Origin of the sequence: Mesorhizobium newzealandense (assembly GCF_042682145.1) — a bacterium.
Taxonomy (GTDB): Bacteria; Pseudomonadota; Alphaproteobacteria; order Rhizobiales; family Rhizobiaceae; genus Mesorhizobium; species Mesorhizobium newzealandense.
This window is the reverse complement of the sequence record NZ_JBHUGZ010000028.1, coordinates 108,208-134,915: the sequence shown is the minus strand read 5'-3', so window position 1 is coordinate 134,915 and position 26,708 is coordinate 108,208. Positions and strand designations below refer to the sequence as shown.

The following is a 26,708-nucleotide window of genomic DNA, read 5'->3' as shown; positions in this document are numbered from 1 at the left end:
GACACACTTTCCAATCCGACAGAATCCAGCCCGCGACTGTGATGCCACGGCAAAGCCGAAGCCATCAATAGCCAAGCGCTAATCCATCCTTGCGCGGATCGGAGGCGCCGGTCAGGGTTCCCTTCTCCCAGTCGATCAGCACCACCTGCCCGCCGCCCAGCGGGTGATGCGGTTCGGCTGTGCGATGGCCGCGCCGGCGCAGGCCCTCGATCGCCTCGATGGAAACGCTGCGTTCGGCTTCCACGGTATCATCATTGTAGAACACCCTCGGCGCGTCCAGCGCCTGCTGCGGGTCCATGCCGAAGTCGATCATGTTGGTCAGCAGATGGACATGCCCGAACGGCTGGTAGCCGCCGCCCATGACGCCGAACGGCATCACCACGCGGCCGTTCCTGGTTGCCATGCCGGGCATGATCGTGTGCATCGGCCGCTTGCCCGGCGCGATGGCGTTCGGGTGCGCCGGATCGAGGCGGAAGCTCGAGCCACGGTTCTGCAGCACGATGCCGGTCTTCGGGCCGACGACGCCGCTGCCGAACGAATAATAGGTCGAGTTGATGAAGGAGACCGCATTGCGGTCGCGGTCGACGATCGAGATGTAGACCGTGTCGCTGCCGGGCAGGTCCACCCGCGGCAGATGCGTCATGGCGCGTTCGCGGTCGATCTCGGCGCGCAGCCGGTCGGCGTAGGCGCTGGACAGAAGCTGCGTCACCGGCACCGGAACATGGTCCTGGTCGCCGACGAAGCGGTCGCGGTCGCGATAGGCCAGCCGTCCCGCCTCGATCTCCAGATGCAGGCGCTCGGCGCCATTGGGGTCGAGCCCGCCAAGCTTGAAACCCGACAGCACATTCAGCATCAAAAGCGCCGTCAGCCCCTGATTGTTCGGCGGCATCTGGTGAATGGCGTAACCGCCATAGGAGGTGCTGACCGGTGCCACGTAATCGCCTCTGGTCGCGGCGAAATCCTCGGTCGAATGCAGTCCGCCCAGTTCATTGAGCCGGCTGACGATATCGTCGGCGACGGCGCCTTCGTAAAAGCCGGCGCGGCCCTGCCTGGCGATTGTCCGCAAGGTGGCGGCCAGTTCCGGTTGCCGGTGGACATCGCCGGCCTTCGGCGCCTTGCCGCCCGGCAGGAAGATGCGCGCGGCATGCTCGTCGGCCGACAGGTCCGTCTCCGGTTCGGCCCAGTCGAAAGCGACGCGGTCGTGCACGACATAGCCGTTCTCGGCATAATGGATGGCCGGCGCCAGCGCCTCGGCAAGGCCCTTGCGGCCATGGTCCTCCAGCAACCGGGCCCAGGCGTCGACGGCGCCCGGCACGGTGACCGCGTGCGGTCCCTGCAGCGGGATACGGTCGAAGCTTTTTTCGAGATACCAGTCGACCGTCGCCTTGGCCGGGGCGCGGCCGGAGCCATTGAAGGCCAGCACGTTGCCTTGCCCCGCCGGGCAGTAGAGCACGAAACAATCGCCGCCGATGCCGGTCGATTGCGGTTCGACCACGCCCTGCACGGCGGCGGCGCAGACGGCGGCATCCATGGCATTGCCGCCGGACCGCAGCATCTCAAGCGCGGCAAGGGTCGAAAGCGGGTGCGACGTTGCTGCCATCGCTTCGGTGGCACGAACCGGCGAGCGGCCGGGAAACTGGAAATCACGCATTCTGTCTGGATATCCCATGGTCACTTGAAATCAATGCCGCCGCCCGAAGATCTGCGCAACCGACAACAGGACGACCGACAGCACGATCAGGCAGGTCGAGATGGCGGCGATCGTCGGGTCGATCTGGTCGCGCAGCGCATTGAACATGCGGCGCGTCAATGTCGTCGTCTCGCCGCCCGATATGAACAGCGAAACCACCACTTCGTCGAAGGAGGTGATGAAGGCAAACAGCGCGCCAGAGACCATCGAGAAGCGGATCTGTGGCATGGTCACCTGCCAGAACGCGGCGACGCGTCCGGCACCTAAGCTGCGCGCCACCCGCTCCTGGTTCATGTCGTAGGAGCGCAACCCCGACAGCACGGTCAGCACCACCAGCGGCAGGGCCTGCACAGTATGCGCGATGACCAGGCCGGTCAGTGTGTTGTTGAGCCCGATCCGCGCATAGAGGAAGAAGGTGCCGATGCCGATCAGGATCACCGGGATGATCAGCGACGCCGTCAGCAGCGCGTTGATGGTGCCGTTGAAGCGCAGCGTGCCCCTGTTGATCGCATAGGCGGCGGCGGTGCCGAGCGGCGTCGCCACCAATGTCGTCATGATCGCCACCTTGACCGAGACGATCGTCGCGGCACGCCACTCCAGCGACTGGAAATAGGTCTGGTACCAGCGCAGCGACCATTGCTGTGGCGGGAATTGCAGCAGCGTCGAATCCGAAAACGACATGATGACGATGATGATCGATGGCGCGATCAGGAACAACAGCACGAGGCCATTGAGCGCGTAGAGCCACAGACGTTGCCGGTGCGAAATCGGCAGGCCGAAATCCTCGCTCATCGCGAACTCCACACACCGGTGGCGCGCGCGCCGAGCAGCCATTGGAACAGGCCGAGAAGTGCCAGCGTGACCGCCAGCAGCACCACGCCGAGGGCCGCTCCGGCACCCCAGTTGGAATAGAGGCTGGTGGTCTGTTCCATACGCATCGCCCACATGATCACCTTGCCGCCGCCCATCAGCGCCGGCGTGACGAAGAACCCCAGACAAAGCACGAAGACGATGACCACGCCTGAGGCGAGGCCGGGAAGCGACAGCGGAAAGAAGATCTGCCGGAAGGTGGCGGCCGGACCGGCGCCAAGATTCATCCCGGCGCGCAGGCAGTCGGTGTCGATGGTCTTCATCGAGGCGTAGAGCGGCAGCACCAGGAACGGCAGCAAAATGTGCGTCATGCCGATGACGACGCCCGACAGATTGTTGGCGAGCGACAGCGGCTGGCTGATCACGCCGAGGTCGATCAGCCAGCTGTTGATCAGGCCCTTGCGCTGCAGGATCACCAGCCAGGCATAGGTGCGCACCAGAACCGATGTCCAGAATGGCAGGATGACGAAGATCAGGCAGATAGAGGCCGCCCGGCGCGGCAGCTGCGACAGCATGTAGGCCAGGGGATAGCCGAGCAGGACGCAGGCGCCGGTGACGATGAAGGCGACCTTGAAGGTGGTGACGAAGGTCTTGATGTAGGAGGCCTGTTCGAAGAAGCGCGCATAATTGGCGGCGCTGAAAGCGCCGGCCTCGTCGAACAGCGACAGCCAGAACAGCCAGCCGATCGGTACGATGATGATGGCGAAGACCAGGAACAGGCTTGGCGACAGCAGCGCCAGCAGCCGCAGCGACTCGCGCCGTGCGTCAGCGCGCAGCGGCCGCACGTTCAGATCGGCGTGGAAGGCGGATTGCGCGCTCATCCGTCTGATGCCACCAGGATGGTGTCCTGCGCATCGAGGCCGAGGCTGATCGGCTGGCCTGGAGCCGGCATTCTGGCCAGCACGTCGCTGCGGCAATAGTCGCGCAGCGTTAGCTGGCGGCCATCGCGCAACACCGCGTAGCAGACGAAGCTGTCGCCCTGATAGATGATGTCGCCAACCGTCGCATCGAGCACATTGACGCCGCTTTGCGGTTCGGCATTTGCCAGCAACCGCAGCTTTTCCGGCCGCACCACCATCAGGTGCTGGCCCGATGCCGGCGCCGGTGCGGCGGTATGAATTCTCCTGTCCTCATACCAGACGGAGCCGTTGCGGCACTCGACCGGAATGAAATTCGATTCACCGATGAAGCCGGCTACAAACCGCGTCTGCGGCGTGGCGTAGAGGCTTTCGGGCTTGTCGAGCTGTTCGATGCGTCCGCCGTTCATGACAGCGATGCGGTCCGACATGGTGATGGCTTCGCGCTGGTCATGGGTGACGTAGACGGTGGTCATGCCAAGCCTGCGATGCAGGCTACGCAGCTCGATCTGCATATGTTCTTGCAGGCCCTTGTCCAGCGCCGACAGAGGTTCGTCCATCAGCACGATGCGCGGCTCGAAGACGATGGCGCGCGCCAGCGCCACGCGCTGGCGCTGGCCGCCGGAGAGCTGGTCGACCCGGCGCTCGCCCAGGCCCTGCAGCTTGACCAGATCCAGTGCCTTTTCGACGCGCTCGGCCGTCTCGGCGGCGGCGACGCGGCGCTGCTTAAGCGGAAAGGCGATGTTGTGGAAGACGTTCATATGCGGAAACAGCGCGTAGTTCTGGAACACCATGCCTATGTTGCGCTTGTGCGGCGGCGTGGTGATGATCTCGTCGTCGCCGACCCTGATGCTGCCGGCATTGGCCCGCAGAAAGCCGGCCAGGATCATCAGTAGGGTCGTCTTTCCCGATCCGGAAGGCCCCAGCAGCGTCAGGAACTCACCGGCCTCGACATCGAGGTTGAGGTCGCGCAACACCGCTACGCTGCCAAATCGTTTCTCGATCCGGCGCATGCTGATCGGCAGCGCGGATGGCGCAATGGACAAGATCATCGTCTCCTAGGCAGGGGCGGCAAAAGCAGGGCGAGGCGCCGCCCTGCCGTGGTTTGGGCTCTGGCCGCAGCCTATTGCTGGACCAGATTGTTGAACTTCTCCGTCGCTTCCACCAGCGTGTCGCGCCAGAACTCGGCATCCTGCAGCACATGCTTCTTGACGTTTTCGGGCGCCGAATTGATGTCCTTGATCCTGTCCTGCGGGATCTTGCCGGTCTCGAAGGCCTTCTCGTTGACCGGCCCGTTGTCGACATAGAGCGGCAGATTGGCCTGCAGCTGCGGGCTGACGAACATCGCCAGCGCTTTCATCGCGGCTTCCTTGTTCTTGGCGCCCTTGGGAATGACCATGCAGTCGGCGGTCAGAACACCCTGGTCGAACGAGAAGCTGACCGGCGCGCCTTCCTTCTTCAAGGTGCCGGCGCGGCCGTTCCAGATGCTCGCCATGTCGACTTCGCCATCCTTTACCAGCTGCATGGCCTGGGCGCCGGAGGTCCACCAGGCATCGACGTGGCCACGGATCTTGTCGACGGATTTCAGTGCACCGTCGATATCGACCGGATAGACCTTGTCGATCGGAATGCCTTCGGCGAGAGCGGCGACGCTCAGCGTCTCCGTCGCCTGACTACCGCTCAGCGCGCGTCGCCCCGGAAACTTTTCGACATTCCAGAAGTCGGCCCATGTCTTCGGTCCTTTGTCGCCAAAGACATCGGTCCGGTAGATGAGCACGACGGAGGTGTAGGAAATGCCGACCCAGTCGTCATGGACGAGCTTGGGATTGATGCCGCTCTTGTCGATGATGCCGTAGTCGAGTTTTTCGAACAGGCCTTCCTTCGAGCCGCGGGCGCATTCGTCGGCGCCAAGCTCGGTGATGTCCCATTTGACCGCATTGCCGGTCACCTGCAGCCGCACGTCGTCGAGTCCGTTGGTGGTGTCTTCCTTGATGGTGATACCGAGCGCATCGGCGGTCGGCTTGAAGAACGCCTTGGTCTGCGCCTCCTGGTAAGTGCCACCCCACGAGGCGACGGTGATGGTGTCACCCGCAATGGCGGGGGCTGCGAGCGACGCCATGAGGGCGGCAACCGCAACAACGCAAACGTTTCTGGTGCTGTTCATTTTCGGCTCTCCAACCGGTGTTCCCATTGTTTTTGATTTGGCATGCTATTTTGTATACAATTTTCAGTGTAGCCTAGCGATCGATGTTGTCAACACCGGCCGGTGCAATCGAATTCAAGCGTGTCGGGTCAGACGGGGTGGCAAGCGACGGCTTCGCTGGGGGCGTGGCAAATTACGCCGACTGCGACTACAGCTATGCGTGTTCCGGCTGAAAGACCGGAGAACTGGGACGGAAATCTTGGCCAAGGAAACCAAAAATACGCTGCGCGACTCGGTTTACTCCTCGCTCAAGGCGATGATCGTGACCGGCCAGATCCCGCCGGGCTCGCGCGTCACCGAGAGCGACATCGCCGCGAAGCTGAATGTCAGCCGCACGCCGGTGCGCGAGGCCTTCAACCGCCTCGAGCGCGACGGCCTGGTCACCGGCAGGCCACGCCAGGGCTATGTCGTCACCGAGTTCGACATCAACATGTTCCGCGAGGCCTTCGAGATCCGCGAACTGCTCGACGGCCATGCGACCGAACTGGCGGCGGCCGCCGCGACAGAAAAGGACAAGGCGCGGCTGCGCGCCATGCTGGTCGAATGCGAGCGGCTGGCCGGCATTCCCGAACGCACCAACAGGGAAAAATTCCAGGAGCTCGAGGTCGGCATCGACCTGCATCGCGTCATTGCCGAAATCAGCGGCAATGTGATGCTGCACGGCATGCTGTGCGGCATCCTCGACAAGTGCCAGCACTATGTGTGGACAGAGCTCTTGTGGCTGGACGAATGGAAGATCGCCCGCGACGAACACGCGGAGATCGTCGACGCCATCTGCGCCGGCGACGCCAGCCGAGCCGGCACCCTGGCGCGCGCCCATGTGCGGGGATCCCGCGACAATGTGTTGCGCCTGCTGCAGGCCAAGTCGGATTACCAGAATTTCCTCGCCAAGGCGTCTTGAACACGCCGAAGGATGAAGCGCCCGGCAGGCCTTCATTGGCACGCCCGAAGAAATTCGAACGCCTTAGCGGCCGGCGCCTCTCATGGGCTGAGTTCTATGCGCTGTGGCCGGACCTGCGGCCGGCCAACGATAACGAGCGGAGGGGTACGGCCGGCGCGGCCGGCTGCATTCGGCCGCTGGAATGACGTGACAGCTAGTCGCGTCCTGGTTTTCCAAATCGGCACGAGGTGCCAATGGCTCCTGCTTAGAGACGAATATGGATCCGGCTGGCGTCCTCGCCGATCGAAGTGGACCGCCAGGCCTTCGTTGACTGCAGCCAATACAACGCAGCGCTCGAGCTGATCGTCCGACAGCTCGCAATCAGGGACTTTATCTCGCACCGACTGAACTGCCGAAAAGGTCGAGATGATGCGTCCGGGAGTAGAGGAGTCGATATATCCAGCGATAGCGTCAGTGACGTCATCGGGAACAAGAAAGTTGAATTGGCGCGATGTGGTGGAAGCTACGATCCGATTTAGCATTTCGCCTGCTGAAAGCCCCAACGGATGCTATCGCGGCGAAGGGCATATCAGCAAGAGCTAATGGGCATCGATAGGGTGTTATGCACCGAATTCTAAATAAAACCTGTCGAAAGGACGCGCTGCCTCGTTCGTTCCGGCGAAGCGCCTTTGGCCTTCAGCCCTTGCGCTCCTGAAGGCTGTTGCCGCCATCGACCACCAGCAGGGTGCCGTTGACATAGCTGGCGCCTTCCGATGCCAGGAACACCACCGCTGCCGCGATTTCGTCTGGCCGGCCCGCCCGCGCCGGCGGTGTATGCAGGGCCGCCATCCGCTCCATCTCGCTCGACGACCCCGTTTCGATCCAGCCGGGGGCCACGGCGTTGGCCGTGATGCCGTGTCTCGCCACTTCGAGCGCCAGCGTGCGCGTCAGGCCGACCATGCCGGCCTTGGCGGCGGAATAGGCGGCCGTGCCTTCGAAGGACACCAGGGGTCCGGTGACCGACGCCACATTGACGATGCGCCCGTAGCCCGCTTCGACCATCGCCGGCAGAAACGCCCGGGTGACCAGGAACGCGGTCTTCAGGCTGACGTCGATCCCTCGGTCCCAGTCGGCCTCGGTCATGGAGAGGAACGCCTTGTCGACCGATGGCGATGCCAGGGAGCCCATGCCGGCATTGTTGACCAGGATATCGACGGCGCCGGCGCTCGCCCGCAGCCGCGCGACATCGGCAGCGATGGTGAGATCGGCGACCGCGGCAGCGGCGTCGATGCCTTCGGCGCAAAGCTCGGCGGCGCGATCGAGCACGCGCGCGCTGGCGCCGGTGAGGAAAACGGCATGGCCGGCATGGCCGAGCTGCCGGGCAATGGCAAAGCCTATGCCGTCGGCGGCACCGGCCCCGGTGATCAGCGCACGCTTGATGCTGGCAGGGGACATCGTCAAATCAGGCTCCGCCGGTTTCCGCCCGTCTGCGAAGTCGGACAGCAGCGATCGCAATCCCCAAACGGCACTTTTGCCGCTGCAGGGTGAATGGCCGTCGGGAGGTCACGCCGGCGCGTCATTCCGGAAGACCGGCCTTGCGGAAGCCATCGACGAAATGCTCGAGCGTAGCAGCGTCGCGGAATGGCTCCGTCGTGGCCCAATGGCGGGTTGTGAAATGCGGGTTGCCGACGAGGAACAGTTCGACCTCCGCGCGCGCCTCGTCGAGCCGGCCGAGTTGCGCAAGGCTTGCCGCCAGGAAACGGCGTGAGCTTGTCCGATATGTCTCGTCCCTGCGCAGTGTCTCGACCGCGGCTTCGTAATCGCGGGCCGCATATTGCGCCGCGCCGAGCGTCAGATAGTACCAACTTGACGGAAACGGGTTCAGCCGGAACGCCTTGCGAATATGCTCGAGACTCTCCTCTACCCGCCCGGCCAGGGCCGCGATGTCGGACAATGCCGCCCAGGCGTCAGCCTCGTTCGGGTCGAGCTCGAACGCCTTGGCGAACTCGGCATCCGCCTCGGCGAAATTGCGCTCATAGGCAAGCAGGTAAGCCAGCACCCAGCGGCAGCCGGCATCGTTGGGATCGATCGCCACGGCTTTGCGCGCCAGTTCCAGAGCAACGCTACGGGCAGATTCAGTTGGTCCGCCGGAATGCACCCACCCCATCCAGTGGTTCATGGCAAGCCAGCGATAGGCCTCGGCGTATTCCGGATCGAGCACGACCGCGCGCGTGAGCATCAGATGCGCTTCCTGCGCCATCTGCGGCGAATCATCCATCAGCTTGCGCGCCCGCACGCAGAGATCGTAAGCCTCGAGGTTCTTGGGCCGGTTGCGTGGCGGCGGTGCGCGCAACCGGCCGAGCAGCGCCTCCACGATCTTGGCCGTCACCTCGTCCTGAACGGCAAAGATGTCTTCCAGGCCGCGATCGAAGCGTTCCGCCCATAGATGATCGCCACTCACAGCGTCGACCAGCTGTGCGTTGATGCGCACGCGCCCCGCTGCGCGTCTTGCGCTGCCCTCCAGCAGGTAGTGCACGCCAAGATCCCCAGCGATCGCGCGCACGTCCATCGCCTTTCCCTTGTAGGCAAAGACCGAGTTGCGGGCGATCACGAACAGGCCGGAGATCCTGGACAGGTCGGTGATCAGGTCTTCGGTCAACCCGTCCGCGAAGGAGTCCTGCTCGGGATCGTTGCTGACATTGACGAAAGGCAGCACGGCTATCGATGGTTTGCCGGGCAGCGGCAAAGGCTTTCGCTTCGCGTCACCAAGCAGTTCGATGGCCCCGGTGAAGCGGTAGCCGACGCGCGGAACGGTGACGATCCATTCGCCGCCCCCCTCACTGCCATCCCCGGCCGGACCAAGCAGCTTGCGCAACTGCGCGATCTGGACGGTGAGGTTGCCTTCCTCGACCGCCGTGCCCGGCCACGCCGCGTCCATCAATTCGGCCTTGCTCAGGATGTCGCCGGGCCGTCCGACGAGCGCCGCGAGCAGCTTCAGCCCGCGGTAGCCGACGGCAACGGGGACATCGTTCCGAAGCAGCGTTCCCGCACCGGAATCAAGCACGAACGGACCAAAGGCAAAGCGCGATCCCTGCATGGGGCGCATCTATAGAGCAATTCCAGGAAAAGTGTGAAACGGTTTTCCGTCCGGAATTGCGTCAAAACAATGAGTTAGAGCAGGTTGCCGGTTCCGTGGACCGGTGAACTGCTCTAGCCCGTTTGGAACTTTTGAGAACTATTTGGGAGGGCTTAATTACGGCGCTGTCCGTATCCGGCAGAATTCAACCTCTTTCAGGTCGAGGGTTCTTGGACCCTCAAACCCTATGGAGGTTGCCATGACCAATATTCTTGAATTTGCCCCGCACAAGGCGGCGAGGCCGGGAGCGCCCGAGGCGCCGGTGTCGCGTCGGCACCTGACGACCCTGCGAAGCATTGTCGCGACCTGGCGCGACCGGACCTGGCGCGAGCGGATCCGCTTCCGCTGGGAGCTTGAGCAAATGTCGAAGGCCAATCCCCATTTGATCGACGATATCGGTCTGACGGACCGGCAGGTCGAGACAGAGATCGCCAAGCCGTTCTGGCAGGCATAAGGCGAATGCTGTAATGACACCGGATCGCCAGTTCCGCGTGCCGCGGCGGCTCGCCGGCACCTGCACTCGCCTGAATTTGCCGATCCTGCTTCGAAGTCGGCATGACCGCCGAAAGCACGGCATCACCGCGAGGGGATCGGATCTCATGGGCCGCAATGGCGGGCATCATCGCGACCGTCTTGGTGTTGCCGTGGCACAGGGGCTGACCTATCCGCTGCTGAGCTTCATCCTGGAAGGGGACGACGCCCGGCCCGATCGGCTCGTCGGCGGCGATGACGCCGCTGGGTTTCATTGTATTGGCCCCTTTCCATCGTCAGGGGGCAGCCAAAACGTCTTGATATTAAACAAACCTGCAGCCTGGATATCTGTCTTGAGCCGAAAGCGGACGGTTCAAGCGTCACATTTTGGAAACGAAGACCAGTCTAGTGGTCCCCTTCTCCCCTACGAGAACATCTCGCGGTCCTTGATCCGCCGCACGTCGGTATAGTCCTTGAGCCACCACGGATCCTGCCCGGCCGCCGGCGGCAGCTTCAACTGTAGTTTGGTGCCGGCAGTCTTGGCTTCCCGCTGCGCTATGCGGAAGTGGTAGTGGTCGAACGTCCGCAGCGCCTCCACCATGTAGGACACGGCAATCCGCCGGTCCCTAGCGAGGATCAGGTTCTCGCCATTCGTCTCGTCGGCCGCCTCGGAGAAGTTGTAGGAGCCAAGATAGACGCGTGCGCTGGGCTTGTCGAAATCAATCACCACGAACTTGTGGTGCATGCGGTTGCCGCCACCGCCCACCGGCTCAGCCTTGAACGGCGCCGGGGTCCTGCCCTTCAGCAGCGCGGTGGGAAACACCACCGGTGGATTGCCGTCCGGTTTCTGCACATCAAGCCCGCCGACCTTCTTGTCGGAAATGCCGTAGACGAAGCGCGCGTCGTTGTCCCGCACCCGTCCCACTGCATCGCGGATTACCCCCGGCGTCTGCCACAGGAATGCCAGGGAGAACAGCAGGCTCGATTTCGTCGCGTCGATGTCGTCGGCGATCTTGCTGAGCTGCGCGTTGGCCGCCGCATGCGGCGAAAACGTCACCTTGACGTCCACACCGGCGATCCCCACGTCGCGCCAGCTTGCCGATCGGCTGGTGCCGAACCCGGTTTCGGCCCAGAAATCCTCGAACGCCTCCCTGAACACCTGCACCGGCGCGGCGCCGGTGAAGATCATCGCGTTGTTCGACTGCACGTAAAAGCCACGCCAGCTGAAATTGGTGGAGCCGCCGATGGCCTTCTTCACCTGGTTGCCATCGACCACGATCATCTTGTTGTGCTGCAGCTTGCCCATGCTCTGGCGCTTGACGTTGGCGGCGCCAGCCGAGGCGATGAGAATATCTGCCGACTGCGTCTCGCCCGAATGCGCCTTACCGTGCTTGCCGTCGTCGTCGATAATGATCTTGAGCCTTGGCCCCAACTGCCGCAGCCGGTCGACGAACCCCTTCTCGCTCAAGTCGTAGGCCACGACGCAGACCTTGGCGCTCGCATCGCCAATCGCCCCATCCAGCGTCTCGTAGATCGCATGCCGCGCCTCGAACCCCATCCAGCTTAACGCCTGTTCCGTCTTTGGGTGGGTCGGAGTAAACGCCAGCCCGTCATCGGCATCCTCCGGCAAGAGGGTCGAGATTGGCCCAAACCGCTCCCAGCGGTCGACGAAGGCCTGTGACGATACGAAGCCCCGCGTGAACGCCACGTTGAGCGCGCCGGGATAGGTCTCGCGCCGGAGTTCGATGTCCGCGGTCTGCGGCTCGCCGTAGCTCAGCTGCCCGTCGTCGTCCATGAACACCGGCGTCACCATGTAGGTGTAGTCGCCGGGGATCTCGGCATTGAACGGAAAATGCACCCAGCGAAACTTCTGGATCGGCGATAGCCGCGACGACAGCCTGTTGGGATTGACCGCACCCTCCGGCCCCGGAAAGGCGATCCGGTTCGGCACCGCAAAGAACCGCGTCCCGCCCGGCACGCGATATTCAATGGCAAAGCCGACGAAATCCCGCGGCGGCTGTCCGTTACGCCAGTTCATCGCCAGCAGCGCCATGCCGTCGCCGCGATGCACCTTCAGCGCGAACGGCGCCGCCGCATTCTTGCCCGCAACCTGAAACTCCCCGGCCATTCCACTGCCTCCAAAGCGCAAGCGGTCGCCCGCCGCCGTGGCAGGTGCACCCTCAAGAACGAAGACGTGTTGATCATAAGTAAGAGTAGAGAGCTGGATGCTATCACGACCAAGTGCGAAAGAAAAGTATCATGATGAAGGCCTCCAGGCCGGACTATCAACGCAGCTGCTGGAAGTAATAGTCGATATATTACTGACGGATAGCAGGTCATCGTGCCGTGCTATGGCGCCATCGCATTCAACTTTGGCGCCGGGCTGCCTCGGCAGGCCTTGCCCGGGCGGCGACGGAGCGCCTAGAGCAATTCCAGGAAAAATGTGAAACGGCTTTCCCGGGAAAAGCGCATAGCGCTTTCCCTTGGGAATTGCGTCAAAACAAAGAGATAGGGCGGTTCTGCGTTTCCGTTAAGCGATGAACCGCTCTAGGATAGTGAATGCCGACCGCTAACCTTGAACGGTGACCGTCCGGGTGTTCTTGCCGGAGCCGTGCCGGACAAGAGCGCACCGCCTGGCTGAGAGGCTCCCCTGGACGTCTGATTTGAAGCCTGCTGCGGTTGGAGGCTGGCAGCAGCCGGTCGAAATCGCCATCGCTGCCATTCTGGTCATTGTGTATGCGCCTCGACTCCGCAAACCAAACGAGGCGGCACGCCGCACTGCGAAACGGCTGGCGGCATTGGGGTGCAATTCCATCCCGCCTGCGCTCTTCAGCGGTTTCGATGATTTGGAATGGCGCGCCCGAAGAGATTCGAACTCCTGACCCCCAGATTCGTAGTCTGGTGCTCTATCCAGCTGAGCTACGGGCGCGCAACAGGCCATGCTTTCCATGACCCCACGAGCCAATCGTGAACGACCGGCCGCGACGAGACGTGTTCCCTAGCGACTGAATTTCCGAAAAGCAAGCCGATCTGGCAAAAGTTTTGTCGCAGGGGCTTCAGTCCAGCAACGATAGCCCGATCCTGGCGCTTCGAAACGGCCTCCAAGCCGGGGCTCGGCTCAATCCCTGAAGGGAAGCGCACCGATCCCTGAGAAAATGGGCGTCGGCCTGCAGGCAACAGCATCGGACGAAACAACGCCCGACGCGTCATGCCGGGCGGCGCAGGCCGTTGCGGGCCTGGTCGAGCCGGACCGGCTGGTCGGGAATGGTGACCGCAAATGTGGTGCGCCCGCCAATGCTTTCCACCAGCTCCACCGTGCCGCCGTGCGCCCGGATCAGCTCGTGTGCGATCGCCAGGCCAAGGCCGGTGCCGCCGCTGCGGGCCGAACCGCGAAACGCCGCGAACAGGTTTTCCCGCGCCTTGGGTGGGAGCCCGGGCCCAGTGTCGGTGACGACGATGCGGCTGACGCTGCCCAGCCGCACGGCCGACACCGCCAGTCGCCGGACCAGCGCACTTTCGGTGTCTGACGCCATGGCCTGCACCGAATTGCGGCAGAGATTGGTGAGCACGCGGAACAGCTGATCGGAATCGGCGTCCACTTCGAAGGCCGGCTCGATGGCGTTGACGAACTCGATGCCCTGCTCGATGTCGAGCAGGCCGTGCACGTCCTCGACCAGCTGGCGCAGCCGCAGCCTGCGGCGCGAAGGCGGCGGCTCCTGCGTGCGGCCATAGTGAAGCACGCCTTCGGAATAGGAGACGGCGCGGTCGAGCGCGCGCAGCAGTTTCGGCGCGAAGGCCTGCACCGTCGGGTCCTTGACCTGGCGCAGGCGGTCCGACATCAGCTGCGCCGAGGCCAGGATGTTGCGCATGTCATGGTTGATCTTCGACACGGCCAGGCCGAGGTCGGCAAGGTGCTTCTGCTCGGAGAGCATCTTCTGCAGCCGCTCCTGCATCTGCGACAGCTCGCGTTCGGCAACGCCGATCTCGTCGGCGCGGGCGGCGGGATGGATGATGCGTCCGGGATCGTCGGGCGCTTCGGAGAACGACAGCATCGAGCGCGTCATCGTCCGGATCGGCCCGATCATGATCAGGTCTATCGCGGCATAGACCAGCATTGCGGTGAACAGCGAGATCAGCAGGGAGACGAAGGCGACATTGCGCGAATATCTGAGCATGGCATTGCGCAGACTGTTGTCCGGCATGATCAACTCGAACTCCTTGTCGCTGTCGCCGACCGGACCGAAAACGCGCAGCATGCGGTCGCCGCCGAAAAACAGCGTGTCGAGCGCGCCGGTCATACCCTTGATCATGCCGATGCTGGCGATGTCGACGTGTTCGTCGACCTTCGGCGGCATCTCGGCCACCACCAGCAGCCGCGAGACCCCGCCGTCACGCACCGCGATCGCCTTGGCGCCGATCGCCATCAGCACGTCGTTCTGGGCCGTACGCGACAGCGAGGTGGATTCACCCTGCACCAGCACGATCGACACCGCCGCCGCCGTGCTCAGCCGCTCCTTCAGCCAGTTCAGCCGGTAGCTGGCGATCCAGGGCAGGAAGATCAGCACTTCGGCCAGAAGCACGAAAACGATGGTCAGCAGCAGCAGCTTGGTCGACAGGCCGCGCGACAGCGGCACCGTGCGCACGGCGGTTGGCGCCGCCGTGCCGATCCTTTCCTCCGCTTGTATGGTTTCGCTCATGCGGCTATGTCTTCACGATCACTTGATCAACGCAGATTAGGCGATTGCGGCTTTTTTGCCAATTTCATCCTTCGTCGGAAACATAAACCGGCCTGACGACGACCGGCTTCGGCCTGACGACGCCGGATTGACTTCCAAAACCCTTCTTTCTATAAGCCCGCTCACGCTCGGGCCATTCGTCCCGGCGCGGTTTCGATCGCGCCAAAACCGGCCCGGCAAAGCTCCTGTTACACAGTGACAGAATCAAGAAGGGCCGCACCCCGCGGTATTAAAACAAATGAAGCGTACCTACCAACCGTCTAAACTCGTCCGCAAACGTCGGCACGGCTTTCGTGCCCGCATGGCCACCAAGGGTGGTCGCGGCGTCGTCGCAGCTCGCCGCAACCGCGGTCGCAAGCGGCTCAGCGCCTGAACGGAAGACGAGATCGTTGCCCGCATCCGGCAAGCCAGTGGGTCCAAATCCCAAGCGGCTTCTGAAGCGCGCGGAATTCCTGGCCGTCCGTCGTGGTGAAAAGCGACGCGGGCGGCTTTTTCTCGTTGAGGTTCTCGACCGCGGTGACGGCCTGTCGCCGCGCGTCGGCTATACCGTCACCAAGAAGGTCGGCAACGCGGTTGTCCGCAACCGCGTCCGGCGGCGGCTGCGAGAAGCCGTTCGTACGCATGCGGCAAGTGACATGGCGCCTGGCAATGACTATGTCATCGTCGGGCGCGAAGACGTGCTTACCATTCCGTTCGGCCAGTTGAAGGCCGAACTCTCCCGCCGACTGCGCGGAACACGATAGGCCAAGGGCTTTCGATGGAAAACAACCGGAACTTCTTCATCACCATCGCGCTGTCGGTGCTGATCCTGGCGGTGTGGCAATATTTTTATGTGTTGCCGCGCAGCGAGCAGCAGCGCGAGGCGGCCCGCATCGAGCAGCAGCGCGTCGAAGAGCAGAAGAAGGCCGCCGACGCCGCCAACCCCGGCGCCGATGCCGCAACGCCCGTCGCGCCTGGCGCCATTCCGAATGCACCCGGCACCGACGCCGTGACGCCGGCCGGCCGCGAACAGGCACTCGCCACGACGACCCGCGCCAAGATCGACACACCGAGCCTCGAGGGGTCGATCAACCTCACCGGTGCCCGTCTCGACGACCTCAAGCTCAAGCACTACACCGAGACGGTCGACAAGAACTCGCCCGAGATCAGCCTGCTCAATCCGGCCGCACTGCCCAATGGCTACTATGCCGAGATCGGCTTTGTCGGCAACGACAAGACCGGCACCGTGCCCGGTCCCGAGACGGTGTGGGCCGTCGATGGCAATGCGACGCTGACCCCGACGACGCCGGTCACGCTGACCTATTCGAACGACAAGGGCCTGACCTTCAAGCGCACCTTCTCAGTCGACACCAACTACATGTTCACGGTTTCCGACACGATCCAGAATTCGGGCGCGGCTGCCGTTTCGCTGTCCAATTATGGCCGTGTCACCCGTTTCGACAAGCCGGCCGTCGCCAGCACCTATGTGCTGCATGAGGGCCTGATCGGCTTCACCGGCACCGAAGGCCTGCAGGAACACAAATACGCGTCCATCGAGAAGGACAAGCAGGCGACGCCGGGCAAGTCGACCGACGGCTGGCTCGGCATCACCGACAAATACTGGGCGGTGACGCTGGTGCCGAGCGAGAAGCAGCCGTTCCAGCCGCGCTACGCCTATTTCGAGGACGGCCGCCATCGCTACCAGTCCGACTTCCTGACCGACCCGATCACCGTCGATGCCGGTCAATCGGCGACGGTTGAGAGCGAAGTCTTCGCCGGCGCCAAGGAAGTCGGCAAGATCAACGCCTATGCCGAAGACCGCCACATCAAGCGGTTCGACCTCCTGATCGACTGGGGCTGGTTCCACTTCATCACCAAGCCGATGTTCTGGCTGATCGACACGCTCTACAAATTCTTCGGCAATTTCGGCCTGGCGATCCTCGCCACCACCGTCATCGTCAAGGCCATCTTCTTCCCGCTCGCCAACAAGTCCTACGCGTCGATGGCGAACATGAAGATGGTGCAGCCCAAGATGCTCGAGATCCGCGAGAAATACGCGGACGACAAGATGAAGCAGCAGCAGGCGATGATGGAGCTGTACAAGACCGAGAAGATCAATCCGCTCGCCGGCTGCTGGCCGGTGGCACTGCAGATCCCGGTCTTCTTCTCGCTCTACAAGGTGCTCTACATCACCATCGAAATGCGCCATGCGCCGTTCTTCGGCTGGATCCAGGATTTGGCGGCACCCGATCCGACTTCGCTGTTCAACCTGTTCGGCCTCGTTCCGGTCACTTTGCCGCACATGCTGATGATCGGCGTCTGGCCGCTGATCATGGGCGTGACCATGTTCCTGCAGATGCGCATGAACCCGACGCCGCCGGACCCGACGCAGGCCGCGATCTTCACCTGGATGCCGGTGATCTTCACCTTCATGATGGCGGGTTTCCCGGCCGGTCTGGTCATCTACTGGGCCTGGAACAACACGCTGTCGATCCTCCAGCAGGGCGTGATCATGAAGCGCCAGGGCGCCAAGATCGAGCTGTGGGACAATCTGGTCGCACTGTTTCGAAAGAAACCGTCACCGGCCGAATAGCAGGCCTCTCCTTTTGTCAAAAAGCCCCGGCTGGTCCGGGGCTTTTTATTTGGGCAGGGGTCAGGTCACGTGACGATCGCCGACGTCAACCAGTCGAACGGCGTCATCCATGTCGTCAACAAGGTGCTGTTGCCGAAGTAACGGCTCAAGGCAGGTCCGTCGAGGCTTTCTCGGGCCTGCCGTCCCACCTCATGACGAGGTGCCATGTTGGGAAGCCGTATCGGCGTCGGCCGGGGTCGTGTAGTCCTCACGGGGCCCCGGTTTCTTTTTGGCTGCGGCTTGCCCTGCAGACGGGCCTCGACCGCTGCCAAAGCATCACTCCATGACGGCGCTGTGGTCGACCTTGGCCGGCGTCGCCGGCTTGCGCAGCAAAAGAACCAGCGGAACGGCGGCAAGCGACAGGATCATCATCAGCTTGAAGTCGTTCATATAGCTGATGATCGTCGCCTGCAGCGTCACCACGCCATCGAGCGCGGCACGGCCGGCGGCGCTGTAGGGGTTCATCGCCTGGAAGATCGTCGGGTTGCCGAACGCCTGGTTGTAGGGCGTCACATAGGTGGCGATGTTGGCGTGGTTGACCTGCACGTTCTGCGTCAACAGCGCGGTGACGACCGATATGCCGACGCTGGAGCCGATGTTTCGCGACAGATTGTACAATCCGGTGCCTTCCGCGCGCCGCTCCGGCGCCAGCGTGGCGAAGGTGATGGTGGTCAGCGGAACGAACAGGAAGCCGAGCCCCGCACCCTGGATGAAGCCGGTGCGGATGATCGTCCATTGCGAGACATCAGGGGTCCAGCCCGTCATGTCGTACATCGCCCAGGCCGTAATCAGCAGCCCGGTCAGCAGCAGCCAGCGCGTATCCACCTTGCCGACCAGCCTGCCGACCAGGAACATGCAAGCCATGGTGCCGAGGCCGCGCGGTCCCATGACGATGCCGGCCGTCACCACCGGATAGCCCATCAGCGTCTGCAGATAGGGCGTCATCAAGGCCAGTGAGGCGAGGTAGGTGATGCCGATGATGAAGATGAAGACCATGCCGACGGCAAAGTTCCGGTCGAGGAAGAGCCGTGGATTCACGAACGAGTTGCGGGCTGTGAAGGTGTGGACGAGGAAGATGTAGAACGCCGACGCGCAGATCAGCGCCTCGACGATGATCTCGGATGACGAGAACCAGTTGAGCTGCTCGCCGCGATCGAGAAACATCTGCAGCGAAGCGATGGTGAGGCTGAGCATGCCAAATCCCAGCCAGTCCAGCCTTGCCTTGAGGTCGGTCTTGGTTTCCAGGACGAACATCGATACGCCGGCGAAAGCCAGCATGCCGATCGGGACGTTGATGTAGAACACCCAGCGCCAGCTGACATTTTCGGTCAGCCAGCCGCCGATGACCGGCCCCAGCACCGGTCCGACCATCACCGAAACGCCGAACAGCGCCATCGCCGAGCCGCGCTCTTCCACGCTGTAGATGTCGAGCAGGATGCTCTGCGACAGCGGCACCAGGGCCGCGCCGAACAGGCCTTGCAGCAAGCGGAAGCCGACGATCTGCGGCAGCGACTGCGCGAAGCCGCAAAGCACCGAGGCGATGACGAAGCCGGTGATCGAGATCAGCAGGATGCGCTTGCGGCCGAAACGGTTGGCAAGGTAGCCCGACGGCGGCGTCATCACCGCCGCCGCGACGATGTAGGACGTCAGCACCCAGTTGATCTGGTCGGCGCTCGCCGAAACGCTGCCCTGGATATAGGGAAGCGCCACATTGGCGATGGTCGTATCCAGCGCCTGCATGATCACGGCCAGGATCACGCAGGCGGTGATGGCGCCGCGATTGGCGACCACCGATGTGCCACCTGTCGCGGACGCGCTGGTCATGACTTCTGCTCGAACCGGTTGATGAGATCCGTCACGAAGTCCGGCAGGCCGCGCGCATGGCCGGTATCTATGCCGACCACGACGCTCATTCCGCCGCGCAACGGCGGCTTGCCCTGCGGATCGTCGACCGTCACGCGCATCGGGATGCGCTGCACGACCTTCACCCAGTTGCCGGTGGTGTTCTGCGCCGGAAGCAACGAGAAGCTCGACGATGACGCCGGGCTGATGGAGGCGACGGTGCCGTGCCAGACGCTGCCCGGATAGCTGTCGACGCTGATCGTCGCCGTCTGTCCCGGCCGCACATAGGTCAATTCGGTTTCCTTCGGCTCCGCCGCGATCCAAAGGTCGGTCGCCGACACCAGGCTGAACGCCGGCTGCGACGCCGGCAGGTATTTGCCGACCTGGAGCGCGTCCACATTGGTGACGATGCCGTCGAACGGCGCCTTGACGATGGAATCGCCGAGGTTGCGCTGGGCGTCGTCCACGGCGGACTGGGCCTGCAGGTAGAACGGGTTCTTCTCGACCGGCTGGTTGGCGTCGCCACCCAGCTGGGCAAGCGTCGCCTGCGCCTGCGCCTTGGCTACGGACACTTTCTGGCGGGCGGCGACGAGGTCGTGCTGGGCGCTGTCGAAGGTCGCCTTGGAGGCTGTGGAGGTCTTGAGAAGATCCTGCTGGCGCTGGAAGGCGGCCTCGTAATAGGGAATGTCGGCTTCGGCCTGTTCGATCAGCGACTGCGACTGCTGGTAGCTCGCCTGCAAGGTCAGCACCTGGTTGCGCACCGTTCCGAGCTGGGCCTGGGCCGCGGCAAGAGCGGTTTCGAAAGAGGCCGGCCTCAACCGGAAAAGCACCTGGTCCTTCTTCACCGCCTCGTTCTCGTTCACGTCGATCTCAATCACGGTGCCGGAGACGTCGGTGGAAACGCCGAGCGACTGCGCCTGGATGTAGGCATTGTCGGATGTCATGACCTGGCCGCCGACGACGTAGTAATAGCCGCCGACCACCAGCGCGACCGGAAGCAGGGCGAAAAGGATCGGCCGTGTCAGGCTGCGCTTGGGCTTGACCGGCGCCGGGGGCGCGACGGCAACTCTGGCTTGCTGCTGCGGCGGCGTGGAAGGAGCCTCAAGTGCCGCCGGCTCCAGGGCAACCGGTGCTTCGAGTTCGTCATCGGCGATGACGGTGTTGGCTCGCCTCTGCTCGCGCTCGCTATCCAGCCGGATGATCTGGTCGCTCTTCCGATCGGGGGAAGGTGCATCCCCGGCAGGCTTCTTGGGTGAGGTTGAATCAGCCATGTACTTTCTCCCGGTCGACGGCTGGCTGGGCGCAAGCCTCGAGCAGATTGGATTTGATCAGGGATAGGGTTTGCAGCAGGTGCAACTGGGCATCCGCCGAGAGGCCGACGAAGGCCTCGTCGCGCGTTTTCTGGCCGTTGCTGCGCATGATTTCGAGCAGCGGATGGGCTTCCGGCGTCAGGTAGAGCAGCCATGCCCGGCGATCTGCGGGATTGGGCCGGCGCTCGATGAAGCCGCGCGCCTCCATCTTGTCGAGCAGCCGGGCGAGCGTGATCGGCATGATCTCGATCAGGTCGGCCAGTCTGTTCTGGTGGATGCCTTCATGCAGCGACAGATAGGCCAGCACCTGCCACTGGGCGCGGGTCAGCCCCAATGCCCGCGAACGCTGCTCGAACCGCTTTCGAAGCAGGCGCGCGACATCGTGCAGCACGAAGCTGATGTTGGGTGACGATGGCATGGGAGGGACTGGTTTTCTTGGCGCGACTTTTAGTGAGCATGCTTATTATCATCATGCACATAATCCTGCTGGACGCGACGCACAAGACGCACTAAGTCCGCTCGGAAAAAATGTCGCATCCGCTGCGGCGCAACAGAAAGGTCCGGCGACAGGCAGTTGCCGGACGAGGACATGACGATGAATTGGCTCAAGATCGCGACTTTGGCGACGCTCGCCGGATGGCCTGTCACTGCGCTCGCAAACGAGGCGGTCAGCTGCGGCGGCGCCGCTATGCTGGGTGGGGCACAACTGAACTGCAGCCACGTCGAACCCCAGGCGCCGCCTCAGTTTTGCACGTATAGCTGGGCTCTGCACACGCCGGCCGGCGATCAGAAAATCGTCGAAGGTACCTTCATGCTGCCGCCCGGGGCTTCGAACGTCACCGTCTATCAGGGCAGCGGTTTTGACAGCGCGCTGTCCGATCCGATCGTGATCTGCCGCGGCAGCAAATGAGCGACGCCGCGACGGAAGGCTCGCTCGCCAGCCGATTGGTGCTATAGGGCGGATCACGCTATTTTGAACGGGTGCATGCGGACTTCGCCTGGCACCCGGCGGCCAATTATCTGACGGACCTCGACATGGACGGACCCAACCCTGACATCAAGCACCCGATCCCGATGCACACCCGCGTCGGCTTCCTCAAGGGACTGGTGAGCGCGCCGAACATCGAGATCGGCGATTTCACCTATTATGACGACCCCGACGGGCCGGACAAATTCGCCGAGAAATGCGTGCTGCATCACTATCCGTTCATTGGCGACAAGCTCATCATCGGCAGGTTCTGCGCCATCGCCGAGGGCGCCCGCTTCATCATGAACGGCGCCAATCACGCCATGTCAGGTTTTTCGACCTATCCGTTCAACATCTTTGGCCATGGCTGGGAAAAGGGTTTTGACCCGGCAACCTGGTCGAAGGAAGTGCGCGGCGACACCGTGCTCGGCAACGATGTCTGGGTCGGCATGGACGCGGTGATCCTGCCCGGCGTGACGATCGGCAATGGCGCTATCATTGCCGCGAAATCGGTGGTGACGCACGACGTGTCGCCCTATGCGATTGTCGCCGGCAATGCGGCCAAGGTGGTCAAGATGCGTTTCGACCACAGGACGATCAGGCGGCTGCTGGCGGTGGCGTGGTGGGACTGGCCGGTGGACAAGATCAGCCGCAACCTCGATGCTATCCGGGGTGCCGATATTTCTCTTCTGGAGGCAGCAGCTTGAACGCTCTGAACAACACCGTGATCGGCACTGAACTGTTTACGCGTGGGTGGATATTCATCCGCGGCGTGCCGGCAATGAAGTTCCTGCCGCCGGAAGGGCCGCCGGAAATCGCCTTTGCCGGCCGCTCGAATGTCGGCAAGTCGTCGCTGATCAACGCGCTGGTCAATCAGAAGGGGCTGGCGCGCACCTCCAACACGCCGGGGCGCACGCAGGAGCTCAATTATTTCGTGCCGGATGGATTTTCCGGCGAGGGCGCCGACCTGCCGCCCTTGGCGCTGGTCGACATGCCGGGCTATGGCTACGCCACCGCGCCGAAGGAGAAGGTCGACGAGTGGACCAAGCTGGTCTTCGACTATCTCAAGGGCCGCGTCACGCTGAAGCGGGTCTATGTGCTGATCGACGCCCGCCACGGCATCAAGGCCAAGGACGACGAGGTGCTTTCGCTGCTCGACAAGGCGGCGGTGTCCTACCAGATCGTGCTGACCAAGACCGACAAGATCAAGGTTGCCGGCGTGCCGCGGCTGATCGAGGAGACGCTGGCAAAGATCAAGAAACGGCCGGCGGCGTTTCCATTCGTCCTGGCGACGTCGTCGGAAAAGGCCGAGGGCCTGCAGGAATTGCAGGCCGCGATCGTGCTCGCCGCGAATGGCGGCTAGAGCAATTTCCAGGAAAAGTGCGTAACGGTTTTCCGTCCGGAATTGCGGATAGCTAACGCTTGGCCTCGATGGCAATCATCTGGTGGCTTTCTTCCGCCACAAGGCTTTCGGTGCCGTAGGCTTTCAGGAACATGGCGACGCCGGACCTGACGATGTGGTCGATTTCATCCTGGCTCGGGGCCTTGGTGCGGTAGGCGAATATGCACTGACGGAAAAGACCGGCCAGGCACAGGTCGGTGAACTGATAGGCGGCAAGATCGACATCGTCGATCCGCAGCAGGCCGCGCTCGATGGCGGCATTGAGAAAGATCATCAATTTGTCATGGCCTCGTTTTGGGCCGCGTTCGTAAAAACGGGCGCCCATGTCTGGTATCCGGTCAGATGCGCCGATCACCGTACGTTGCGCCTGGATGACCTTGGCCGACGTGATCTTGAGGGCAAGAACCTTGCCGAACTTCACCAGCGTCTCGCGCAGGTCGTCGGCGTGGTCGAGCACATCATACATGTTCTTGAAGATCGTGCCGCGCTCTTCCTCGATCAGCGCTTCGAACAGCTCTTCCTTGTTGGCGAAGTAGACATAGATCGTGCCTTTGGAGACACCGGCCTCGCGGGTGATGTCGTTCATCGACGCCGCTTCGAAGCCCTTGTCGATGAAAACACGACGGGCGCCTTCGATGATCTGGCTGCGCTTGACCGGATCCTGGCCCGCCGCCGGACGGCCACGGCGCAGGCTGTCCAGCAGGTCGCCGCACTGGTCGGTTTCGACGTTGGGCGGTGTCTCGATCATGAAAGTCACACCTCGAAAATAATTCGAACCAATCGGTTCGATTGCCCTTGATATGGTCCTCTTTCCGCGCTATGTCAACGCCCGGATCGAACCGAACGGTTCATTATTATACCTAAGAGACTATTCCAACTTTAGAGAGATGTCATGTCCTCGAACGCGCCGACCACCGCCGAAGTCCGTCCTTTCCCCAATGCCAAGGTCGCGCCGGCGACGGAAGCACCGGAAGTGCCTGTCCTGCCTGCCGTATCGTCGCCGCCAGCAGAGGCTCCGGCCAAGAAGAAGCGCTCGGTGCGCTCCTTTCTGCTGCCGATCATCGGCGTTGCGTTGCTGAGCGCCGGCGCCTGGTACGGTTACAATTACTGGACCACGGGCCGCTTCATGATCTCGACGGACGATGCCTATGTCCAGGCCGACATGGCGTTCATCTCGCCCAAGATTTCCGGCTATGTCGATCAGGTCAAGGTAAGCGAGAACCAGCAGGTCAAGGCTGGCGATCCGCTGCTTGTCGTCGATGACGGTGACTACAAGATCGCCGTCGCCCAGGCCGAGGCGCAGATCGCCACCTTGAGCAAGACCCTCGACCGTATCGACGCCCAGACCGAAGCGGCGCGCGCCTCGCTGCAGCAGGCGCAGGCGCAGAAGGTCGCCGACCAGGCCGCGGCCGACAATGCGGCGAAGGTCGCCGATCGCGCCTCGCAACTGCTCAAGACGCATGTCGGCACGCAGGCACAGTTGGACGATGCCCAGACGGCGGTCCAGCAGGCCAATGCCGCCCTTGTCGGCGCCGACGCGCAGATCGCCGCGGCACAGGCCAATATCGGTGTGCTGCAGGCACAGCGCGCCGAATCAGCAAGCACGCTGGCATCCTTGCAGCTCGGCCGCGACAAGGCCGTGCGGGATCTTTCCTTCACCGTGCTCAAGGCGCCCTATGACGGCGTCGTCGGCAACCGTTCGGTCGAGCAGGGCGATCTCGTCAGCCCCGGCCAGAAGCTCGCCGTCATCGTGCCGATGGACAAGCTATACATCGTCGCCAACTTCAAGGAGACACAGCTTGCCCGGCTGGTTCCCGGCGAGAAGGTCAAGATTGCGGTCGATGCGACCGACGGCCAGGATTTCGAGGGAACCGTCTCGTCGCTGGCGCCGGCTTCGGGTGCCGTGTTCTCGCTGCTGCCGCCCGAAAACGCCACCGGCAATTTCACCAAGGTCGTGCAGCGCGTTCCGGTCCGCATCGACGTGCCGGCCGACGTGCTGAAGAGCGGCAGGCTGCGCGCCGGCTTGAGCGTCGTCGTCGCCGTCGACAGCCGCACCGCGCCTTCGGCCTCGAACTGAACGGCCGCCGGGGAGCAATGCCATGGCCACCGCAACCCTGACAGCAGGAGCGCCGCCGGCGAGGCCGGCTGTGCCGGACACCATCTCGACGCGGCGCGTCATCGCCTTCCTGGCGATGGTGTTCGGCATGTTCATGGCCATCCTCGACATCCAGATCGTCTCGGCCTCGCTGGCCGAGATCCAGGCCGGCCTGAGCGCCAGCTCCGACGAGATCCCGTGGGTGCAGACCGCCTATCTGATCGCCGAGGTGGTGATGATCCCGCTGTCGGGTTTCCTCAGCCGGATGCTGTCGACACGCGTGCTGTTCACGGTCTCGGCGGCCGGCTTCACCGCTGCCAGCGCGCTGGCAGCGACTGCCACCAACATCGACCAGATGATCGTCTACCGTGCCGTCCAGGGCTTCATCGGCGGTGGCATGATCCCGAGCGTCTTTGCCGCTGCCTTCACCATTTTCCCGCCGTCGCGCCGCGCCGTCGTCTCGCCGATGATCGGCCTGGTGGCGACACTGGCGCCGACCATCGGCCCGACCGTCGGCGGCTATATCAGCCATGCCATGTCCTGGCATTGGCTGTTCCTCATCAATGTCGTGCCCGGCATCCTGGTGACGACGGCGGCCTGGACGCTGATCGACTTCGACAAGCCCAATCTCAAGCTGTTCAGCAAGTTCGACTGGTGGGGTCTCGCCGGCATGGCGGCCTTCCTGGGCTGCATGGAATATGTGCTCGAGGAAGGCCCGAACAATGACTGGCTGCAGGATCAGGGCGTGTTCATCTGCGCCATCGTCATGACCGTCGGCGCGGTGGTCTTCTTCTGGCGGGTGTTCACCGCCGAGGAGCCGATCGTCGACCTGAAGGCGTTCAGCAACGTCAACTTCGCCTTCGGCTCGCTGTTTTCCTTCGTCATCGGCATCGGGCTCTATGGCCTGACCTATCTCTACCCGGTGTTCCTCGGGCGCATCCGCGGCTACGATTCGATGATGATCGGCGAGGCGCTGTTCGTCAGCGGACTGGCGATGTTCGTCACCGCACCGATCTCGGGCATCCTGTCGAGCAAGATGGACCCACGCCTGATGATGATGATCGGCTTCTTTGGCTTCGCCACCGGAACATGGTGGATGACGCATCTGACCGCCGACTGGGATTTTTATGAGCTGCTTATCCCGCAGATCCTGCGCGGCTGTTCGATGATGCTGTGCATGGTGCCGATCAACAACATCGCGCTCGGCACCTTGCCGCCCGACCGGCTGAAGAATGCGTCAGGCCTGTTCAATCTCACCCGCAACCTCGGCGGCGCGGTCGGCCTGGCGATCATCAACACCGTGCTGATCGACCGCAATGCGTTCCACTACGCAAGGCTCTCCGAGCACGTGCAGTGGGGCAGTGCCGCTGCGCAGACCAAGCTGCAGAACATGACGCTCGATTTCGAGCAGACCGCCGGCCTCGACGCGACAAGTGCTGCGATCTCCAAGCTGTCGGGCATGGTGCAGCAGCAGGCCGCGCTGCTGTCCTTCATGGACGTGTTCTATCTGCTGACGGTGCTGTTCGCGACGCTCGGCCTGTTTACCATGCTGATCCGCAGGCCGGCAGCGGTCGGTGGCGGCGGTGGTGGCGGCCACTGATATCAAAACGTGGACATCCGTTTCGGGAAGCTCCTCCA

23 protein-coding genes, 1 tRNA gene and 2 pseudogenes are annotated in these 26,708 nt (G+C 63.1%); 12 read left to right on the top strand and 14 right to left on the bottom strand.

Going from position 1 to position 26,708, the window contains the following annotated elements; all coding sequences use genetic code 11:
* Positions 1-64 precede the first annotated feature (64 nt).
* From ggt to ACFSOZ_RS33005, 5 genes are all read right to left on the bottom strand, one after another.
* On the bottom strand, positions 65-1,651 hold the full coding sequence (gene ggt / locus ACFSOZ_RS33025; protein ID WP_379105105.1) for a gamma-glutamyltransferase: 1,587 nt from the start codon (positions 1,649-1,651) through the stop codon (positions 65-67).
* 30 nt (positions 1,652-1,681) lie between these two features.
* On the bottom strand, positions 1,682-2,482 hold the full coding sequence (locus ACFSOZ_RS33020) for an ABC transporter permease (RefSeq protein ID WP_379105104.1): 801 nt from the start codon (positions 2,480-2,482) through the stop codon (positions 1,682-1,684).
* Positions 2,479-3,381, bottom strand: a complete 903-nt coding sequence (locus ACFSOZ_RS33015) for an ABC transporter permease (RefSeq protein WP_379105102.1) — start codon at positions 3,379-3,381, stop codon at positions 2,479-2,481. Before ACFSOZ_RS33015 ends, ACFSOZ_RS33020 begins: the two co-directional genes overlap by 4 nt.
* Complete coding sequence (locus ACFSOZ_RS33010) at positions 3,378-4,463, bottom strand: ABC transporter ATP-binding protein (RefSeq protein ID WP_379105205.1); 1,086 nt, start codon at positions 4,461-4,463, stop codon at positions 3,378-3,380. Before ACFSOZ_RS33010 ends, ACFSOZ_RS33015 begins: the two co-directional genes overlap by 4 nt.
* A gap of 77 nt (positions 4,464-4,540) precedes the next feature.
* Positions 4,541-5,581 (bottom strand): ABC transporter substrate-binding protein, encoded by a 1,041-nt coding sequence (locus ACFSOZ_RS33005; protein WP_379105100.1) that lies wholly within the window; start codon positions 5,579-5,581, stop codon positions 4,541-4,543.
* A gap of 238 nt (positions 5,582-5,819) precedes the next feature.
* On the opposite strand from ACFSOZ_RS33005, the gene ACFSOZ_RS33000 reads away from it, so the two are divergent.
* Positions 5,820-6,521, top strand: coding sequence for a GntR family transcriptional regulator (locus ACFSOZ_RS33000; RefSeq protein WP_379105098.1), 702 nt, complete (start codon positions 5,820-5,822; stop codon positions 6,519-6,521).
* Positions 6,522-7,196: 675 nt separating this feature from the next.
* Here the strand turns inward: ACFSOZ_RS33000 and ACFSOZ_RS32995 are convergent.
* Both ACFSOZ_RS32995 and ACFSOZ_RS32990 read right to left on the bottom strand, forming a co-directional pair.
* The gene (locus tag ACFSOZ_RS32995; protein WP_379105097.1) at positions 7,197-7,955 is read right to left on the bottom strand and encodes an SDR family NAD(P)-dependent oxidoreductase; all 759 of its coding nucleotides are present in this window, start codon (positions 7,953-7,955) and stop codon (positions 7,197-7,199) included.
* A 121-nt stretch (positions 7,956-8,076) separates the two neighbouring features.
* Positions 8,077-9,606, bottom strand: a complete 1,530-nt coding sequence (locus ACFSOZ_RS32990; protein ID WP_379105096.1) for a winged helix-turn-helix domain-containing tetratricopeptide repeat protein — start codon at positions 9,604-9,606, stop codon at positions 8,077-8,079.
* 229 nt (positions 9,607-9,835) lie between these two features.
* Between ACFSOZ_RS32990 and ACFSOZ_RS32985 the strand changes: the two genes are divergently transcribed.
* Both ACFSOZ_RS32985 and ACFSOZ_RS32980 read left to right on the top strand, forming a co-directional pair.
* Positions 9,836-10,090: a DUF1127 domain-containing protein gene (locus tag ACFSOZ_RS32985; RefSeq protein ID WP_379105095.1), complete on the top strand. Its 255-nt coding sequence runs from the start codon at positions 9,836-9,838 to the stop codon at positions 10,088-10,090.
* 101 nt (positions 10,091-10,191) lie between these two features.
* Positions 10,192-10,398, top strand: a pseudogene (locus ACFSOZ_RS32980) (MFS transporter); the annotation flags it as partial.
* Positions 10,399-10,531: 133 nt separating this feature from the next.
* Here ACFSOZ_RS32980 and ACFSOZ_RS32975 read toward each other — a convergent pair.
* The 3 genes from ACFSOZ_RS32975 to ACFSOZ_RS32965 form a co-directional block, all read right to left on the bottom strand.
* A complete protein-coding gene (locus ACFSOZ_RS32975; protein WP_379105093.1) occupies positions 10,532-12,235 on the bottom strand; it encodes a phospholipase D-like domain-containing protein in 1,704 nt (567 codons plus the stop codon).
* Positions 12,236-12,959: 724 nt separating this feature from the next.
* Positions 12,960-13,036 (bottom strand) — tRNA-Arg (locus ACFSOZ_RS32970).
* Positions 13,037-13,313: 277 nt separating this feature from the next.
* A complete protein-coding gene (locus tag ACFSOZ_RS32965; RefSeq protein WP_379105091.1) occupies positions 13,314-14,804 on the bottom strand; it encodes an ATP-binding protein in 1,491 nt (496 codons plus the stop codon).
* Positions 14,805-15,081: 277 nt separating this feature from the next.
* On the opposite strand from ACFSOZ_RS32965, the gene rpmH reads away from it, so the two are divergent.
* From rpmH to ACFSOZ_RS32945, 4 genes and pseudogenes are all read left to right on the top strand, one after another.
* Entirely contained in the window at positions 15,082-15,216 is a 135-nt protein-coding gene (rpmH, locus tag ACFSOZ_RS32960; protein WP_008833937.1) for a 50S ribosomal protein L34, read from the top strand.
* A 16-nt stretch (positions 15,217-15,232) separates the two neighbouring features.
* Entirely contained in the window at positions 15,233-15,586 is a 354-nt protein-coding gene (gene rnpA / locus ACFSOZ_RS32955; RefSeq protein WP_111545239.1) for a ribonuclease P protein component, read from the top strand.
* Between the two features lie 14 nt (positions 15,587-15,600).
* The gene (yidC, locus tag ACFSOZ_RS32950) at positions 15,601-17,415 is read left to right on the top strand and encodes a membrane protein insertase YidC (RefSeq protein WP_379105089.1); all 1,815 of its coding nucleotides are present in this window, start codon (positions 15,601-15,603) and stop codon (positions 17,413-17,415) included.
* A 57-nt stretch (positions 17,416-17,472) separates the two neighbouring features.
* Positions 17,473-17,556, top strand: a pseudogene (locus ACFSOZ_RS32945) (fasciclin domain-containing protein); the annotation flags it as partial.
* A gap of 174 nt (positions 17,557-17,730) precedes the next feature.
* Here the strand turns inward: ACFSOZ_RS32945 and ACFSOZ_RS32940 are convergent.
* From ACFSOZ_RS32940 to ACFSOZ_RS32930, 3 genes are read right to left on the bottom strand one after another with little or no spacing between them, the layout of a single operon-like run.
* A complete protein-coding gene (locus ACFSOZ_RS32940; protein WP_379105087.1) occupies positions 17,731-19,278 on the bottom strand; it encodes a DHA2 family efflux MFS transporter permease subunit in 1,548 nt (515 codons plus the stop codon).
* On the bottom strand, positions 19,275-20,567 hold the full coding sequence (locus ACFSOZ_RS32935) for an HlyD family secretion protein (RefSeq protein WP_379105085.1): 1,293 nt from the start codon (positions 20,565-20,567) through the stop codon (positions 19,275-19,277). Before ACFSOZ_RS32935 ends, ACFSOZ_RS32940 begins: the two co-directional genes overlap by 4 nt.
* Positions 20,560-21,024: a MarR family winged helix-turn-helix transcriptional regulator gene (locus ACFSOZ_RS32930; RefSeq protein WP_379105083.1), complete on the bottom strand. Its 465-nt coding sequence runs from the start codon at positions 21,022-21,024 to the stop codon at positions 20,560-20,562. The genes ACFSOZ_RS32935 and ACFSOZ_RS32930 overlap by 8 nt, the downstream gene beginning before the upstream one ends.
* Before the next feature lie 156 nt (positions 21,025-21,180).
* Here ACFSOZ_RS32930 and ACFSOZ_RS32925 point away from each other — a divergent pair, with 156 nt between their 5' ends.
* The 3 genes from ACFSOZ_RS32925 to yihA all read left to right on the top strand — a co-directional run bounded on the left by ACFSOZ_RS32925 (position 21,181) and on the right by yihA (position 22,936).
* Entirely contained in the window at positions 21,181-21,516 is a 336-nt protein-coding gene (locus tag ACFSOZ_RS32925; RefSeq protein WP_379105081.1) for a hypothetical protein, read from the top strand.
* A gap of 125 nt (positions 21,517-21,641) precedes the next feature.
* Positions 21,642-22,280 (top strand): CatB-related O-acetyltransferase, encoded by a 639-nt coding sequence (locus ACFSOZ_RS32920; protein WP_379105080.1) that lies wholly within the window; start codon positions 21,642-21,644, stop codon positions 22,278-22,280.
* The gene (gene yihA / locus ACFSOZ_RS32915) at positions 22,277-22,936 is read left to right on the top strand and encodes a ribosome biogenesis GTP-binding protein YihA/YsxC (RefSeq protein ID WP_379105078.1); all 660 of its coding nucleotides are present in this window, start codon (positions 22,277-22,279) and stop codon (positions 22,934-22,936) included. The genes ACFSOZ_RS32920 and yihA overlap by 4 nt, the downstream gene beginning before the upstream one ends.
* Positions 22,937-22,988: 52 nt before the next feature.
* Here yihA and ACFSOZ_RS32910 read toward each other — a convergent pair whose 3' ends face one another.
* Entirely contained in the window at positions 22,989-23,723 is a 735-nt protein-coding gene (locus tag ACFSOZ_RS32910; protein ID WP_379105076.1) for a TetR/AcrR family transcriptional regulator, read from the bottom strand.
* 144 nt (positions 23,724-23,867) lie between these two features.
* Between ACFSOZ_RS32910 and ACFSOZ_RS32905 the strand changes: the two genes are divergently transcribed.
* Both ACFSOZ_RS32905 and ACFSOZ_RS32900 read left to right on the top strand, forming a co-directional pair.
* Positions 23,868-25,052: an HlyD family secretion protein gene (locus ACFSOZ_RS32905; RefSeq protein ID WP_379105074.1), complete on the top strand. Its 1,185-nt coding sequence runs from the start codon at positions 23,868-23,870 to the stop codon at positions 25,050-25,052.
* Positions 25,053-25,074: 22 nt separating this feature from the next.
* Positions 25,075-26,670, top strand: a complete 1,596-nt coding sequence (locus ACFSOZ_RS32900) for a DHA2 family efflux MFS transporter permease subunit (protein WP_379105073.1) — start codon at positions 25,075-25,077, stop codon at positions 26,668-26,670.
* Positions 26,671-26,708 lie beyond the last annotated feature (38 nt).